The sequence below is a fragment of the Embleya sp. NPDC050154 genome (assembly GCF_044460165.1).
In the GTDB taxonomy this organism is placed as follows: domain Bacteria; phylum Actinomycetota; class Actinomycetes; order Streptomycetales; family Streptomycetaceae; genus Embleya.
In genome coordinates, this window is sequence record NZ_JBITJP010000031.1 from 78,903 (window position 1) to 94,029 (window position 15,127).

The following is a 15,127-nucleotide window of genomic DNA, read 5'->3' on the forward strand; positions in this document are numbered from 1 at the left end:
CCTGGTGCGGCGATGTGAGGAGCGACCATGACGCGCGACGGTGCGCAGCCGTTGGAGCCCGGCGATCCCGAAAGGATCGGCGGGTATCGGCTGGTGGCGCGGCTCGGACACGGCGGCATGGGGCGCGTGTTCCTCGCCGAGGACGACGAGGGCCACCGGGTCGCGGTCAAGGTGGTGCACGCCGAGTTCGCGGCGGATCCTGATTTCCGCACCCGCTTTCGGCGCGAGGTGAACGCGGCGGAGCAGGTCCTCAGTTACTTCACCGTGCCACTCGTCGACTCCGGTCCCGAAGCCGAAACACCCTGGTTGGCGACGCAGTTCGTCGATGGACCGGCCCTGGGCGCGTCCGTGCGCCGAGACGGACCGCTGCCGATCGGGAGGCTGTGTACCCTGGCCGCCGCGCTCGGCGAGGCGTTGATCGTCATCCACGCCGCCGGCATCGTGCACCGTGACCTCAAGCCGTCGAATGTACTGATGGCCGACGACGGTCCACGGGTGATCGACTTCGGGATCGCGCGCGCGGCCGACGACGACGAACTCACGCGCACCGGCGCCGCGTTGGGCACCCTGGGGTATGCCTCGCCCGAGCAGTTGACCGGGGACGAGCCGGTGGGCGCGCCCGGTGACGTGTTCGCGCTGGGCGGCGTGTTGCTGTTCGCGGCCACCGGCCGCGAACCGTTCGGGGACGGTCCGCAGGCCGCGGTGGTGTTCCGGACGGTACATCAGGCACCTGATCTGGCCGGTGTTCCCTTACCCCTGCGGGATCTCGTGGCGTCCTGTCTCGCCAAGGATCCCGGCCGGCGTCCGACGCCGAGGGAGGTCATCGCCGCGGCGCGCGCCGCGCAATCGCGGTTGGGGAAGCCACCGCGGTCGAACGGCGGCGCGGACGCGGTGCCCCCGGTCGACGAGCGGGTGACACCCGTTGCGGACGATCGCGACACGTCGGCCCCGTTCCCGCCTGCGCGTACCCGGCGACTCGCGGTGCGCGAGGGTTCGGACGAGAAGAGGGCCGCCCGGATATCGCGTTCCGGTGTGCTCGCCTTCGGCGTGGTCGCGTTGATCCTGTGCGTGTTGGCCGGCATGTGGCTGATCAGGCCGGACAACGAGGAGCGGTCGCAGCCGCGCATGGGTGCCCAAGCGGGCAAGCCGTCCGGCGCGCACGTCGAGGGAGTGATTGCGGCGGGCGACCGGCGCCGGGTCTGGACCGCGTACAACGTCGACAAGAGCGTGGACACGCGTTTGTGGGGAGTGTGGAGCGACGACAACGTGATCGTGCGGATCGATGCCGCGGGAGTGCGCGGGTACGAGGCGAGGACCGGACGGCAGTTGTGGATCGCCGCACCGCCGGCACCCGATCTGGTCCCGTGCCACGCGTCGGACGGAAATACTGCCACCAGCGATGGGGTTGGCGTGATCGTGTTCGGCAAGCCGTTCGAGAGCCCGACCACGTGCGAGGAGGCGGCTGCCTACGAGATGGCGACAGGTCGCCTGTTGTGGCACCACACGGTCGGCCGACCGGATGGCCCCAATCTGGCGGCCATGCACGGTGATGTGGCCACCGTCGCGGCAGAGGACGGCATCCGCGGCTTCGATCGTTCGGGCGGCGTCGAACGCTGGCGACTCCCGTGGCGCGAGGCGGGCTGCGAACGGCTGGACGTCACCCTCTCCCGATCCGCGTTGCGCGTTCGCGAGCGATGTGAGGATCCCCGTCTGACACTCGCCTACCGGGTACTCGACATCGACCCGGCCACCGGCAGGGTCCGCGGCCGGATCGACCTGCCCGCGGCGAATTCCACCCTGAAGGCGGAGACATTCGCCTACGAGACGGAGCCCGACGGTGTCGTCTTTGTGCGGCCCGATGGCGGCAAAACCCGCGAACTGCCTTTGAAGCAGCCGTTCGGCACAATTTCCACACTGGGTTTCGGCGACGCGGACACCTATGTCACAACGGCCGACAAGCGCGACACGAGCGGCGGCATGGAGGCGACCGAGATCGTGGCCTTGGATGCCGCTTCCGGGACGGTCCGCTGGCACCTTCCGCTGGTCACCCGAGAGGAATTTGCGGTGTTGGCGATCCGCGACGGGTCCGTATTCACGATCGAGCGCACATCGACCGCTTTCGACCGGCCGGACGTTCGGGTGCAGGAGCGTCGACTCCGTGACGGATCGGTCGCCGCGACCGGCACACTCCCGCAGGAATTCGTCATCGGCTCGGCTGAGCGGGTGGTGGCCGCCGGAACCCTCGTGATCGCGATCGACAGCCGCAGCCGACCGGGCCTGGTGGGCTACGACGTCACGCCCGGTTGACCGCGGCAAGCGCCTGCCGTTCGGCGGCCGCAGCCCGGCGACGGCGCGCGTCCCCTGCCGAAGGCCGCTCCGGTGGAGGTGAGCCGGGTCGGCGCGACCGCCCGGGCGACCCCGAGGTCCAGGACACGCGGACCGCCCTCGGCCATGATGATGTTGCCCGGCTCGAGATTTCGATGGACCAGCCCACCGTGCGGCATGAGCCGGATCTCCAAGTGCCCCTCGCGCGGGGGCCAGGGCTCGGTCGGGCCGGGCCGGGCCGGTCCCGGGATCGTAGCGAGCCGTCAGGCAGACACGGGTGCGGTCCGGGGCGTACGCGTGGGCGTAGAGGCTGATGCAGCGCTTCTGGGACGTGTCGTACGCGTCTTCGCGGTCTGGAAGCACTCCTCGACCGTCCAACGGGTCCCGGCGACGCGGATCAACGTGTCGAGGGTGGTGCCCTCGGGCGCGAAGCACGCGTAGTTGGCGATCTCGGTGCGGTCCGCGAGGCTGCGGCGGGCGAGCACCCAGTGCTCGACACCTTCCTCCCGCCACGGACGGATCGGCGCGCGTGCCCAGTCGTGGACGCGTTCGCCGTGCGCGCCCCTGCCGCACGAGCGGCGCTTCCACGCCTGCCGGGGCAGAGAGGCGACCAGCGCGTCCACCGGACGCTCGAGGAACATCCCGGTCACCACGGTGTCGTTGCACCCGGTCGCGAGCACGTGGAACACCCCGCGTTGCTCCAACCAGTACCTCAGGCCCTTGACCTGCCCGTACGCCTCGTCGGCGGTCAGCCACGCGAACGGCACCCGCGCGGCCAGGGCGCGGGTGATCATGGCCTTGGCGTGCTCGATCTTCGTGGCGAACGTGACATCGTCGGGGATCGCCGCCGCCCGACAGCGGTCCCGGTCGTCCGTCCACGACCTCGGCAGATACAGCTCGCGGTCGATCAACGTGTGCCCGGCCGGCGCCGCGTAGGCGAGGAACGTGCCGACCCGGCGGTTCTCGATCCTCCCCGCGGTGCCGGTGTACTGCCGCTGGACACCGGCCGAGGCGGTGCCCTTCTTCAGGAACCCGGTGTCGTGCACGACCAGGACCGCACGCCGGTCGCCGAGACGCTCGACCACGAACTCCCGCAGGTCGTGCCGGACTTCGTCCGCGTCCCAGTCGGCCGCGTTCAACAGACGCTGCAGCCGGTCCGGCCGGGCGTGCCCGGCCTGCTCGGCGACCGTCCACCCGTTCTTGCGCTCCAACGGCGACATCAACCCGCGCATGTAGTCCAACGCCGCCGCCTGCGGCCCCGCATGAGCGAACCTCGACACGAACCGATCATGCAACCCGTTCAACCCCGCAGCCCACGACCGAGCCAACCCAACCCCGACGACACCATCCACGAACGGCCCGACGAACATCCTGACCAACAGTCACGGCCCGTGCGGTTGCAGTACTTGGGCGTGTATCGGGTCGTGATCAATCTGCGGGATTCGTCGTCAAGGCAGTCCTGGTCTGGTAGATCGTCTGTTGTGACGAGAGAGCAACTGACGCTTCACCGCCGTGGTGTACGTGTTGACCAGCGGCTGCGCGTGGCGGCATCTCCCCCCCCGACGTTCGGGGTGCCGGCGACCGCGCACCGCCGGTTCGCGCCATGGACTGAAGCGGGGCTGTGGCGGCGGCTACATCGGGCTGTGCTCGACCGTTGGGTGCCCGTAGCGAACTGGACTGGACCTCGGCGATCGCGGACGCCGCGTCGGTGCGAGCGAAAAAAGGGGGGTGCGCCGACCGGGCCGACCCGGTCGACCGCGGCAAACACCAACGACATCCTGGCGCTCAAGCCCTTGGTGCGCGGAATACCGGCCGTGCGGTCCCGTCGCGGACCGCGTCGTCGACGGCCCGTAAAACTCCGCGCCTGCAAGGCGTACTCGGATCACGAAAACCCAATGCCCCTGTCCCTCTCGGTGGGTCTCCTGGTGGGGGTCCCATGGGGATTGCGTAGATTTTCCCGCCCTGCGGAGGGATGCAAGGGGGCGCTTTCCGGATTCGCTCGATTACGCGGAGACCCTCCGCCGAGTTGCGTCCGAAGATCCGCTACCGGCCCTAGATATTTCCCGACATCCAGGTCTCGTGGTTCGCGCGCCCTGCCTGGCCCCGTCAATTCAAAACGCGTGGGAATATCACGACCTGGAGGCTCTCGCTCCCAAAGGAAATAATCTTGACCCGGTCGTGGCCATTTCAGATATTGACGATTTCCAAAACTCCGAAGAACACCGTCTTTGACGATGGATATCCTGGCGCTCCCACCCCCATCCACATGGGCGCCCCAGGTGAACCCGATGTCGGCCGTTATGATGTCGCGCGTCTGGGCGGGTGTCACTCCCGGAAATGTCGAAGAGCCCGGCCGCCCGTCGAAAAGTCGGATGTGCGTACGATCGTCGAGCCCGCCGTAGACCACCATCCTGATCGCCTGCAGGTCCGCGAAGACGGGCCTGGTGCCCAAAGACGGATCCTGGTTTATGGGATGAGCGAAAAAATCCGGTGTCTTCAGCGAAGGCCCAGAGGAGACCGCAAAGTCGGGCAGGTTATCCGCCCGTAAGGAGCCGATGCTCTTGATGGCGAGGCGGTTTTCTCCCTTCCGGTTGACGTGCTCTTCCGGGCATCGGACCACGAGGTCATAAGAGAAAATGTCCATCCCGCCCTGCGGAGCGACGGCCACGGATGTGAACGTGCCATCCTCCGAAGCCATGAACCCGACGTCCGACCGTGATTCTACGGCGGGCATGACGGGGGTGAAACGCGAGCTTTCGTCCAGGCACCTTTTGCTACCGGTCTTGGGGTCTCGTCTCAGGGTGACCCTGATGTTGCCGTTCCCATACACATGACTCTGCGCATCCCTGTCGGTCCTACTACCTGCCCAGGTCAGCGTCCTTCCGTTGAGCGATAACTCGCCACTTGCCGCTATGTGGTCCATCGCGAGTTCTCCGTCACGGATGTACAGGGCCTCCCGATCAACCACGGGCATACCGAGAATTCGGCCTTCACTGATGATGAGATTGAGGCTGGCCTGCCGGGGAATAGCGGATGCCTCATCCAGAAAGGTGAAGAAAGTCGCCGAGGTGCTGGCTGAAACACCTGGAGCGTGAACGAGCATGCTTTCTGGACGTGGCGTGATGCGCATCGCCGCCCGGGCGTCTTCAGGCGCCCAGTTCAGGTCGTACGAGTTGGTGAACGTGCCGTCGTCAAAGAAGTGTGGATGCATGTCCAACTTGAACCCGTTGTCGAGCGTGATCTCACCGGGTTCGACCGGGCGATCGACCTCGGTCTTCATGAACTCATGCGCATCGCGAAGTGACGAGAAGCGTCGGCTTTCAGGCCCCATAAACTTTTCACCAAAAATATGGATGGTTCATCGAGCGTCCGTTTATCTACACGCGGCCATCAGGGTCCGGAGGCCGACTCGCCGTACGGTGGCCGCATTCCGGCGAACGTCTTCAGGCTTCGCACCCGGATAGCGTGAGACGGTCTCCGGCCGGGAACAGGGCCTTAGGGCGGAGGCCGGCGGCGTGGCATCTCGAGGAAACGGCGACGCCAGAATCCGGCCGATCCGTTCTTCCCCTGGTGCCGATACGGCCCACGATCCTGCGGCTGCATTCCGCCGGGCCGGATAATGTCCAGCCAACGCACTTCGTGCAGGGCAATCAGCAGGGAAGAGGCGGTCGAGGGATCGATCCACCAGACCTGGCCGGGTTCCGACGTGCGCGGCCGGGACAATCCCCCCGCGGGCTCGTAAAAGGAAGCCACAAGAACGAGCGGCGTCGCACAGTGCCACACAGGCGGCGGCTCCGGAGCAGGTCCGCGGTCGCGCAGGACCCGGGACTCGTCCGGCGTGCTGTACTCGAACATCTCCCCGGCCATCAGCAGCGACTGAATATCCACCCGGGCTCGGCAGGCATAATCCAGCCGAGCACTCAATCGCTGCGCGTCATCGGTGCAGTCCCCGTAGCTCTCGATGAGGAGCCCGAGAAGCCCATCGGGTGTCTTGGCGCGTAGACGCCGCCCGGCACACCGGACTTCCACATAACGAGCCATGCTGTCCTTGCTCGCCGACTCGTCCGGCTGTTTCAGGAAGTGATCAGCCACGACATCCGCCACTCCTCGGAGATTAATCCACGGAAACTCAGCCTGAGCCTGCGGGCCGAGCTGCGTCCGTAAATCATAGCGGAATCTGATTGTGCCCAGATTTTCCGACAAATTGGTCAAAATGCAGCCGACAAGCGCTGTCAAATACGATTATCCGGTGTGTTCCACCAACTTGCCCATGACACCACGGATGGGCTGCCTATCGGTGTGCTTCTGCTTCATCACCGCGTCGATGCCCGGGTCGGCCCCGGTCACCGAGATGCTCTCGCTCGACCCGTCGAAAAGGTCCTTCGCCCCGGTCTCGGGCCGGCGCACCACGGTGGCCACGCCCGGCACCTTGCGCCCGTTTCCACCGTCTCCGGGGCGAAGTTGAGCCAGCCGCTGCTCTGGGGGGTAGTCGGCGCCGAGGCACTGGTCGAGAGGGCGATGTTCCACCGGCGTGGATCCATTTGAAGGGCGACGATCAGCTCGCGGACTTCCACGATGATGCCCAGTCGGCCTCAGGGGTGTGCCGGATAGGTCAGGAGTCCGTTGTGGAGCCGCGCGTTCTTGTTCAGGATCGCCGGCTTCGCCGTCGTGGGCGACATGATGTCCACGACCTCGACTCCTCTGACGATCAGCGCATCGGTGATCAGCCGGCGGTGACAGCGCCATGGGACCGCCTCGCTGCACATGATCGCCGGCCGTTCGCGGCGGGCCAGTTCGAGCAACTCGTTCAGTCCCTTCTCGAAGGAATCGCCCGCCATGTAGTCGGCGTAGTCACGGAAGGCTTTGACCCGCCAGGCACCGTTCACGCTCGACACGCCCTCGGGGGTATGCCGCCGACCGCCCAGCTTCGGGATCCACCGGTATTTGATATCGGGAGGAAGAGCGTCGATGATCGCGCTCTGGTTCCACTGCGGAAACTTCCTCGACGAGGGGTACGAACGCACATCGACCAGGCAGGTGATCTCATTGCTCCGCAACATCTCCAAGATCTCCGTGAAGTCGCGCGTCGAATGCCCCACCGTGCAGATACGGTTCGTCATCCTGCCGCCTCACCGATGCCACTGCATCGCCCGCCTCATCTGCCGGCCGACTGCTTGCCCGCCGTACGAGCCCCACGCATCCGACGTCCCGGCCCCATTCAGGGTGCTCCCGGGGGTTCCTCCAGGCAGAAGACGTCTGCCTCTGCGACTGGCATTTCACCGAGAAAGCGGATCGATCATTGTCCACGGACTACCCGGCGCGGGCCGCCGCGAATGCCCGCACACTGACCGAACTGGGAACGCGGCTGGTGCGATGCCGTGCCTGCCCGCGCCTTGTGGCGTGGCGCGAGGAGACCGCCCTCGCCCAAACGTCTCGCGTTCGCCGACTAGGAGTACTGGGCGGCCGGTGCCCGGGTTCGGACCCGCGGACGCCGCCATGTTGATCACGGGTCTCGCGCCCGCCGCGCACGGTGCGAACCGGACGGGTCGGACGTTCACCGGCGACCGGGCCGGCGACCTCCTGTACGCGACGCCGAGCTCGGCCTCACGTCCCGGGCGACGGCGACGGCATCGGACGACGGTCTTGAACTGTACGGGGTCAGGGTCACCGCACCTGTGCGCTGTGCTCCGCCCGCCAATCGCCCCACGACCGGCGAAAGAGACACCTGCCGCGCCTGGCTGGTCCGGGAGGCCCGGTTGATGCAACCGACCGTACGCTCGGTCGTCGTGCTGGGCGCCTTCGGCTGGCAGGCCGCGCTCCCGGCCCTGGAGGAGGCCGGCTGGAGCGTGCCCCGGCCGCGTCCGGCGTTCGGCCACGGCATTCGGACGACTTTGCCGGCGGCCGGCGGGAGGGGCGCTGCGGTGACAGTGTTCGGCTGCTACCACGTGAAGCGCCACGTGTTCACCGGCCGGCTGACCCCAGCGATGTCGCGTCAAGTGCTCGCCGAGGCCGCGCACACCGCCGGGCTCCCCATCGGACGAACGGACCCGGGGTGCAACCCCGCTCCGGTACGACCGGTGAGCGTCCGGCAACCGGAGAGTCGGGATGCGAAGGCCCCTGTTTCCCGAATGACATCAAACGCGATCGGGCGCTTTTCGGCCCAGTCCAGCTCACCGTTTTGTCCGTGTACCCGCACTATCACCCACCGCATCGGCCGCTGGTTCGCGCGGCGGAACGCCAAACTCGCTGCGGAGTGGTGCGTCGGCCCCGCTGATGCCGTCCGACGTACCGCCCATGCTCGATGCGCGCGGTTCACGAGACGGGCGAGGAAGGCTCGTCCACCACCTCGCGCGGGCCCGCCCGCCGCGCATCGGGTGCGTGACGGGGAGCGTTTGCCTGGTCGTCGTCCGGGCACCGGGGCACCGGGGCCGCGGCGGACCGCGATGGAGGCTCCCCGATCATTCGGCCCATGCGGGGGAACCTCGGGGAGACGAATTACGACGACGGGTGGCAGCCATACCCGACACCCCCTGGCTGTCTCGATCATACGAATGACCCGACTTCCCCACTGAGAAAGGTATTGGGCCCATGGGCGCGGAGCAGGCTATCGCGGACTTGGTCACGGCGGCGCAGAAAGTCACGCAGGAGACCATTGACCGGCTCAAGGAAAGCGACGACCAGGTCACCGTCGAACTCGGCGAGGCGATCGACGCGGTGCAAGGTGCCGGCATCGGCAACGTTGATGACCTGCTGGTGGGGAACTCGGTGAACGTCCAGGGCCGGAATGAGACCAGCAAGGCATCCCGACTTCCGTAAGGCTCCTTTCCAGGCTCCCGCAGCCTGGTTGGACCCACGCTGGGGGATCTCGTCCCGCTGAGGGCGACCTGTCGGATGCCTTCGCGGGATCGCCGAGGCGGCCGATCGGGGTGGGCTGGCCTGACGTGGACGTGCTCTCGGACGGCGCCGGTGGTCCGGCGGCACGGGAACTTGCGATCGGCCTGCTCCAGCGCCGGATGAACCGCACCCGCGCAGTCGCGCCGCGCCTGGCCCGGCCCCCGCCTCGTTCGGTCTCCGCAGGGTCCGCGACCGCCGCGAGACGACCCGTCGCGAATGCCTCCCGCGTTAATGACGCGCGGCAATTCGGGTGAGGCGCGATACGGCGGTGCCGTCGCCGCCGCGCGTCCCCCGGGCTTTCCCGGCGCGTTCGCCCGCGAACTCGCTGCCCGGACAGACTCGTTCGTCGAGTGGGAAGCCGTCGTCGTGGGTCTCCACCCCGTAGCCCACCGCGGTGGACTCGCCGGCGACGGCTACCCGTAGCGGATTGCGATGCTCGGCTCCCGCGCTCCCCGTGACGGCGCCTGCGGGGGGAGGCAGGTACTCGGCGCGGGCACGCACCCACAGTGCTTGGGCTGCAAGGACCGGAAGCAGCACGGGTTCATCGCGTCGCCTTCTTGTCCGGTCCGGATGTCGGGTCCATCACCTCGTCGGGCATCGACGCGGCAGAGTTCCCCTCTGCACGCAACGCCTCGATGGCTCCCCGGCTGCCCTTGGTCAGATCCGCGCCCACCGCCTGCAGCAGCATGACCAGCGCGCCGGTCGCGAGGAACTGCGCCAAGGCGTCCGCGTCTGCCTCGGTGGCCTGGTCGACTTCCTCCAGCACGCCGGCGAGGAAGGTTCGGCACCGCGCCGCGATCGCTTCGTCGGCGCGTGCCGCGGCACACGCCTGCACCCACAGCCCGCTGATGACGCCGTCGGCGATGAGGCCGCGGAAGCCCGCGCCCATCGCCTCGAAGGGCTCGTCCGGGGAGGCCACCGCCGTCCGCCGGAAAACCTCACGAACGCGGGCCTCCATCTCGTCGATGCAGGCGAGGAAGAACGCCCGCTTGCTCCCGAACAGCCGGAACACGTACGGCTGCGACACGCCGATCTCGTCCGCGATCCGTTGCACCGCCGTCGTCGTCAACCCATGGTCGGCGAACACTCGCATGCCGGCCTCGATGGCCTCGATACGTCGTTGTGCTGCCGTGCTGCGCGTTCCCATGACCACATCTTGACAGAAGTAACTACGTACTAACAACATCGCCGGTGATCACCCCGCTCCGGCCGCCGGCTGAAGCGTCGGCCTCCTCGCCCCGCCTGCAGCAGCGGCACTGCGTGAAGTGACTCCACCTCACACACTGTCACGGCTACCGATGAGCGTCTTGAGGCCGAACCCCAAGAAGTGGAGGACAGACACCATGACTGGAAACACCGACGTTGTCGTGATCGGCGGCGGCTACGCCGGTGTCATGGCGGCCAATGGCCTGACGCGGCGCGACGACGTCAGCGTGACCCCGATAGGGGCCCGAGCTATGACCGACCACGCCACCGACCCGGCGACCGACGCCTTCGTGACCCACCGCAACCTGCTCTTCACCGTCGCCTACGAGATGCTGGGATCGGCCGCCGACGGCGAGGACGTCCTCCAGGAGACCTGGCTGCGGTGGGTCAAGGTGGATTTGGGCCGAGTGAGCAACCAACGGGCGTACCTGGTGAGGATCACGACCCGGACGGCACTGAACCGGCTGCGCACCATGAAGCGCCGCAGGGAAGCGTACGTCGGCCAGTTGCCCGAGCCGCTGCTCATCACGTCGGACGTTGCCGAGGACGTCGAACTCGCCGAGAGCATGTCGAGGGCACTGCTCGTCCTCGAAAGCCTCTCCCCGATCGGGCGGGCGGTTTTCGTGCTGCGCGAGGTCTTCGACGTCGGGTACGACGAGATCGCCGGAGCCGTCGGCAAGAACCCCGCTGCCGTCCGACAGATTGCCCACCGCGCCCGCCGGCACGTCGGCGCCCGCCGACCCCGAAGGACGGCCTCCCCGGGCGAGACCCGGGCGGCACTGGAGTCGTTCCAGCGCGCGCTCAAGACCGGGAACCCGCAGGAACTCCTCGCCGTGCTCGCGCCCGACGTCGTCCTGTTCAGCGACGGTGGCGGCGTCAAGCGCGCCGCGCTCAGGCCCGTCATCGGGCCGAGAATATCGTCCGCTTCCACCTCGGCGGCACCTCCAAGGTCGCGGCCACGATCACCTGCACCCACGTGCTACGGGTGGTCCTGCACTACGACGGCGACTACGACATGATCGCCGCCGTCACCGGCCAACCCACTCGATGGGTTGCCCCCGCCGGAACAGTCGACTGACGGCGAGCGCTCCGCGCCCTCTCCGGTCGTCCTTCGATCGGGCTCCGCTCGAAGTTCCTGTGAATGTGGTGCCGCGGCCGGTGGCCGGGGCCGGTGTTCGGCGTCGGGGCGCGATCGTGGCATGCGGCACGGCGCGACCTCGCCCCCTCGGCGCGTACGTTGCCGAGGAACCCGCGATGCTTTCCCGAAAGGTCTTGGCACCCACCGATGGCCCCCAGACTGCCTCGAAGCTACAAGGAGGCGACCCCTCTGGGGCGGGAGCCAACGGTGACGTCTGGCGGGCGTTCGACACGGTCCGGGGTGTGGCCGCTGCTCTCAAGATTCCCAGGCTGAAGAAGCTCAAGGGAGCGCAACGCAAGCAGGCCCACGCGGCGTTCCGCCAGGAGGCCGGGATAGCCCGCTCGCTCGACCAGCCCAACCTGGTCGGAGCGTACGACCACAGTGACAAGCGGCGCCGTCCCTATCTCGCGATGGAAGTCGCCTCGGGTGACACCGTCGAGGAACTGGTGCGGCGCGGAGGTGTTTTCTCCGCCGACTGGGCGGTGCGCGTGGCGTCCGAGGCCGCCTCGGGTCTGGAGGCGATGCACAAGGCGGGGTATCTCCACCGGGATTTGACCACGGCCAACATCATCGTGGCCCGATCGGGCAGCGCCAAAATCCTTGACTTCGGGCTCGCGGCCAGCGTGCGCAGAGACGTTCCGGACCGAGCACCGACCCACAGAAACCTCAGGTCGTCGGCGCCCGAGCTGCTATGGCGCACGGCGACCGACATCCCCGACCGCGGAACACCACAAAGCGACCTCTACTCACTCGGTGTCGTCATGTACGAAATGCTCGCGGGACGCAGCCCGTTCACGGACAAGTCGCTGCAGACGTGGGAGCAGCGCCTGGCCACGCCGGTCGTGCCGCTGGAGCAGGTTGTCCCGGATCTGCCTGCGGGGCTTCACCGGCTGGTCGGCCGGCTCATGGCCTTCGACGCCGGAGCCCGTCCGGCGAGCGCGGCCGAGGTACGTACGGAATTGGCCCGTCTGATGCCCGGAGCCGTCGCGCATACACGCGGTTTCGGCTCGGCTGCCGCAGTCGACGACGGCCCGCGGATCGAACCGGCTGCGGCGGCGCAGCGTGTTGGCGAGGCCGGACTTGGGGCGGGCTTCTTGCCCGCCGCACGGGTGCAGTCACAGATATCGGAACGAAACCCGACACAGCCGGACCTGCGACCCGGGGCTTCGGCGGAGCTGTCTTCCCCAACGGGGCCGGAGCCGGCACACCGACCCCGGGGCGCTTCCCGGACCAACCAGCCAGGGCCGACGCCGCGCGGGCCGGACGGACTTGGCAAGTCGTGACCGGGTGATGCGGTGACGATCTTTTTCGGTGGGTGTCGGTGGGGTTGCGGTGGATCGGAGCGGCTCTCGGGCGTCGGTGGTGGTCGGTAGCGTCTTCGGTCATGACCGTGAGATTGACCGATGCCGAGATCGACGATCTGGTTCCCCGGTTCGAGGCCTTGGACCTGGGGGAGTGGGACCGGAGCGCGGTGGAGCGTGCGGCCGCCGATCTGGGGTGGACGCTTCGTTCCGGAGACGATAGGGGGCTGAGGTTCGAGGGTCCGTTGTCGGGCGGGTGGACCTTCGCCCATCGAGGTCATGTCCACGGTTCGCCGCGTGAGGGCTGCTTCACCCTGTTGGAGTGCGAGTTGGCGCGCACCGAGGATCAGGCCGTTCTTGGAGCGGTGTTCGAGGTGGGCAGGAGGGCGGTCGAGGCGCGCGTCGGGCCGGCGCCGATCCGGCGCGGTCCGGGGCCGGTGTTGCGTTGGCGCCGCGAGGAGACCCTTCTGGAGCTCGAGTGGGGCAGGGGAGCGGTGCGGTTGGCGCTGTTGGCGGCGGTGGTGGTCGAGAACCACGAGTACCAGGTCTCCAGGTGGAGCGAACGCGACGACGCGGTCGCCGAGCTCGGGGTGTGGCAGGCTCTTGGGCTCGGCCGTGCGGGGATGGAGGACGTGTTCCTGCCGGGCGGCCACCAGGCCCAGAGTTGGGAGGAGTTCGGCCGGGAGTTGGAGGAGACGCTGTCGGCGATGGTGGGGGACATGGGCCGACTGGACGACGAACTGGTCCTGGTGATGCGGCCGAGGACGGACGAGGACAACCCGAACCCGGTGCAGTTGATCTGCAACGGTCGGCTGCTGCACCTGGAGGCGAGCACCGCGGTGCTGAGCCCGTCCACACTCGCCGGATTGGGCTGGCGGCCCGGCCCCGAGGCCGAATTCCACATCCTCGATCTCCCGCACCCCCGGCCCCGGGACGCGGTGTCCGCGGCGCGGATGCTGGTGGCCACCCTGCGCGCGCAGGACGTGCAGCTGGACGATCTGCGCCACACGGCGTGGCTGAACAGGAGCGACTGCATGCTGATCCTGTACGGGCTGGGTCTTCCGAGCCTCTGAGCGACCGGAATGCGCCCAACTTCTCGGGAGGCGTGGTGGTCGGCGGCGGATGATCGCCGTGACCGTTCGATCACCTTCCGTGTTGGAGTGGTGTCGTGCGTATTCGTCATGTCGCCTGCGCGGCCGTCCTGGCGTCCGTCGCCGTGTAGCCGACTGCCTCCTTCGCGTGGGCTGCGCCGGTGGATCGGGACCGCGCGGACTTCGCCGCCCGCGAGCCGGCCCAGGCCCCGTTCGATCTCGACCCCTCGGATCCGGAGCGCCTGGACGCAGACAACGACGGCTTGGCCGGCGAGGACCGACCCTCGGCCCTCGGCGGCGCGTCGACCGCGACCACCCCCGACACCGTTGCCGCGCCCGGAGCGCGGAGCGACACCGATCGTCCCGGCCCCGACCGGTGTCGTCGAGGCGGCCGAGGCGGTGACCGCTCGCACGCCCGCAGGCGGTGTGGACACCGGCTTCGGGCCCGTCACGCACGACGACGACGCCTGGTCGGCAGCGGGAGCCGTTCCTTGATCGCGGGTGGTGCGTTGACCGGCGTCGGCGTCGGCGCCGTCCTGGTCCGCCGTCGGTGCGTGTCCTCGAGCGTGGCCTGAGCAAAGGACCGAGCGCCGGGGCATCGGCGTGGGCTTTTTCCGGGGGCCGGCCAGACTGTGGATCGAGACAATCGCAGGCCGGATCCGGCGCGGCGACACCGGGTGACTCGTCCACGGGCGGCCGTTCTTCCTTTCGCCGGCCGTCCGCGCCACGAACAGGACCGGCTCCGTCCGGGCGTTGCCGCGGCCGGAGCCATGCTCGTTCATCCTTCGTGGGGCACGGCCCGCACGACACGCCACGAGGCGAAAAAGTGTGGACCCGCGGTGGGCACCCGCCCACCGTTACATCAACCTGGCCTCCGGTGCGGGCACTTCACCGAACGAGACCAGCGCGCCCGCGCGAACGGGAGACCCCTGGGAGCAGGGGTCAGCGGTAGTCGTCCTCGTCCGGTTCCACCACCCGCGCTTGTTCGACCATGTCGGCCTCGTCCGTGGCATCCGGTTGGATGCGCGTGAGTCGGTCGTCGAGCCGCGGCGTGAGGCCGGCGTGTCGTTCCGCCGCGTCCGCCTCGGGAACCTCGACGTCGATCTCGACCACGTCGGGATCCTCGTCGAAGGTCTCGGGGTCCGACGGGTCAACAGTCATGGTCGCCTCCC

General features: G+C 68.3%; 10 protein-coding genes and 5 pseudogenes. 8 read left to right on the forward strand and 7 right to left on the reverse strand.

Features of this window, described 5'->3' with window-relative positions; genetic code table 11:
- The first annotated feature begins 27 nt into the window (after positions 1-27).
- Positions 28-2,307, forward strand: a complete 2,280-nt coding sequence (locus ACIBSV_RS42770; RefSeq protein WP_395872894.1) for a protein kinase — start codon at positions 28-30, stop codon at positions 2,305-2,307.
- A gap of 362 nt (positions 2,308-2,669) precedes the next feature.
- Here ACIBSV_RS42770 and ACIBSV_RS42775 read toward each other — a convergent pair.
- Positions 2,670-3,695: pseudogene (locus ACIBSV_RS42775) on the reverse strand (IS701 family transposase); the annotation flags it as partial.
- 139 nt (positions 3,696-3,834) lie between these two features.
- Between ACIBSV_RS42775 and ACIBSV_RS42780 the strand changes: the two are divergent.
- Positions 3,835-4,202: pseudogene (locus tag ACIBSV_RS42780) on the forward strand (transposase); the annotation flags it as partial.
- Between the two features lie 5 nt (positions 4,203-4,207).
- Here the strand turns inward: ACIBSV_RS42780 and ACIBSV_RS42785 are convergent.
- The 4 genes from ACIBSV_RS42785 to ACIBSV_RS42800 form a co-directional block, all read right to left on the reverse strand.
- The gene (locus ACIBSV_RS42785) at positions 4,208-5,605 is read right to left on the reverse strand and encodes a hypothetical protein (protein WP_395872895.1); all 1,398 of its coding nucleotides are present in this window, start codon (positions 5,603-5,605) and stop codon (positions 4,208-4,210) included.
- Positions 5,606-5,820: 215 nt separating this feature from the next.
- Positions 5,821-6,417, reverse strand: coding sequence for a hypothetical protein (locus ACIBSV_RS42790; RefSeq protein ID WP_395872896.1), 597 nt, complete (start codon positions 6,415-6,417; stop codon positions 5,821-5,823).
- A 150-nt stretch (positions 6,418-6,567) separates the two neighbouring features.
- Positions 6,568-6,852, reverse strand: coding sequence for a hypothetical protein (locus tag ACIBSV_RS42795; RefSeq protein ID WP_395872897.1), 285 nt, complete (start codon positions 6,850-6,852; stop codon positions 6,568-6,570).
- Positions 6,853-6,917: 65 nt separating this feature from the next.
- Positions 6,918-7,445, reverse strand: coding sequence for a DUF488 family protein (locus tag ACIBSV_RS42800; RefSeq protein WP_395872898.1), 528 nt, complete (start codon positions 7,443-7,445; stop codon positions 6,918-6,920).
- A 179-nt stretch (positions 7,446-7,624) separates the two neighbouring features.
- On the opposite strand from ACIBSV_RS42800, the pseudogene ACIBSV_RS42805 reads away from it, so the two are divergent.
- Positions 7,625-8,357, forward strand: a pseudogene (locus ACIBSV_RS42805) (uracil-DNA glycosylase); the annotation flags it as partial.
- A 556-nt stretch (positions 8,358-8,913) separates the two neighbouring features.
- A complete protein-coding gene (locus ACIBSV_RS42810; protein WP_395872899.1) occupies positions 8,914-9,141 on the forward strand; it encodes a hypothetical protein in 228 nt (75 codons plus the stop codon).
- A gap of 619 nt (positions 9,142-9,760) precedes the next feature.
- Here ACIBSV_RS42810 and ACIBSV_RS42815 read toward each other — a convergent pair.
- The gene (locus ACIBSV_RS42815) at positions 9,761-10,366 is read right to left on the reverse strand and encodes a TetR/AcrR family transcriptional regulator (protein WP_395872900.1); all 606 of its coding nucleotides are present in this window, start codon (positions 10,364-10,366) and stop codon (positions 9,761-9,763) included.
- Positions 10,367-10,676: 310 nt separating this feature from the next.
- Between ACIBSV_RS42815 and ACIBSV_RS42820 the strand changes: the two are divergent.
- From ACIBSV_RS42820 to ACIBSV_RS42835, 4 genes and pseudogenes are all read left to right on the forward strand, one after another.
- Positions 10,677-11,354, forward strand: a pseudogene (locus ACIBSV_RS42820) (sigma-70 family RNA polymerase sigma factor); the annotation flags it as partial.
- Positions 11,355-11,413: 59 nt separating this feature from the next.
- Positions 11,414-11,503, forward strand: a pseudogene (locus ACIBSV_RS42825) (VapC toxin family PIN domain ribonuclease); the annotation flags it as partial.
- 176 nt (positions 11,504-11,679) lie between these two features.
- On the forward strand, positions 11,680-12,846 hold the full coding sequence (locus tag ACIBSV_RS42830; protein ID WP_395872901.1) for a protein kinase: 1,167 nt from the start codon (positions 11,680-11,682) through the stop codon (positions 12,844-12,846).
- 101 nt (positions 12,847-12,947) lie between these two features.
- Positions 12,948-13,937 (forward strand): DUF6301 family protein, encoded by a 990-nt coding sequence (locus ACIBSV_RS42835; protein WP_395872902.1) that lies wholly within the window; start codon positions 12,948-12,950, stop codon positions 13,935-13,937.
- A gap of 960 nt (positions 13,938-14,897) precedes the next feature.
- Here the strand turns inward: ACIBSV_RS42835 and ACIBSV_RS42840 are convergent.
- A complete protein-coding gene (locus tag ACIBSV_RS42840; RefSeq protein WP_395872903.1) occupies positions 14,898-15,116 on the reverse strand; it encodes a hypothetical protein in 219 nt (72 codons plus the stop codon).
- Positions 15,117-15,127: the final 11 nt, after the last annotated feature.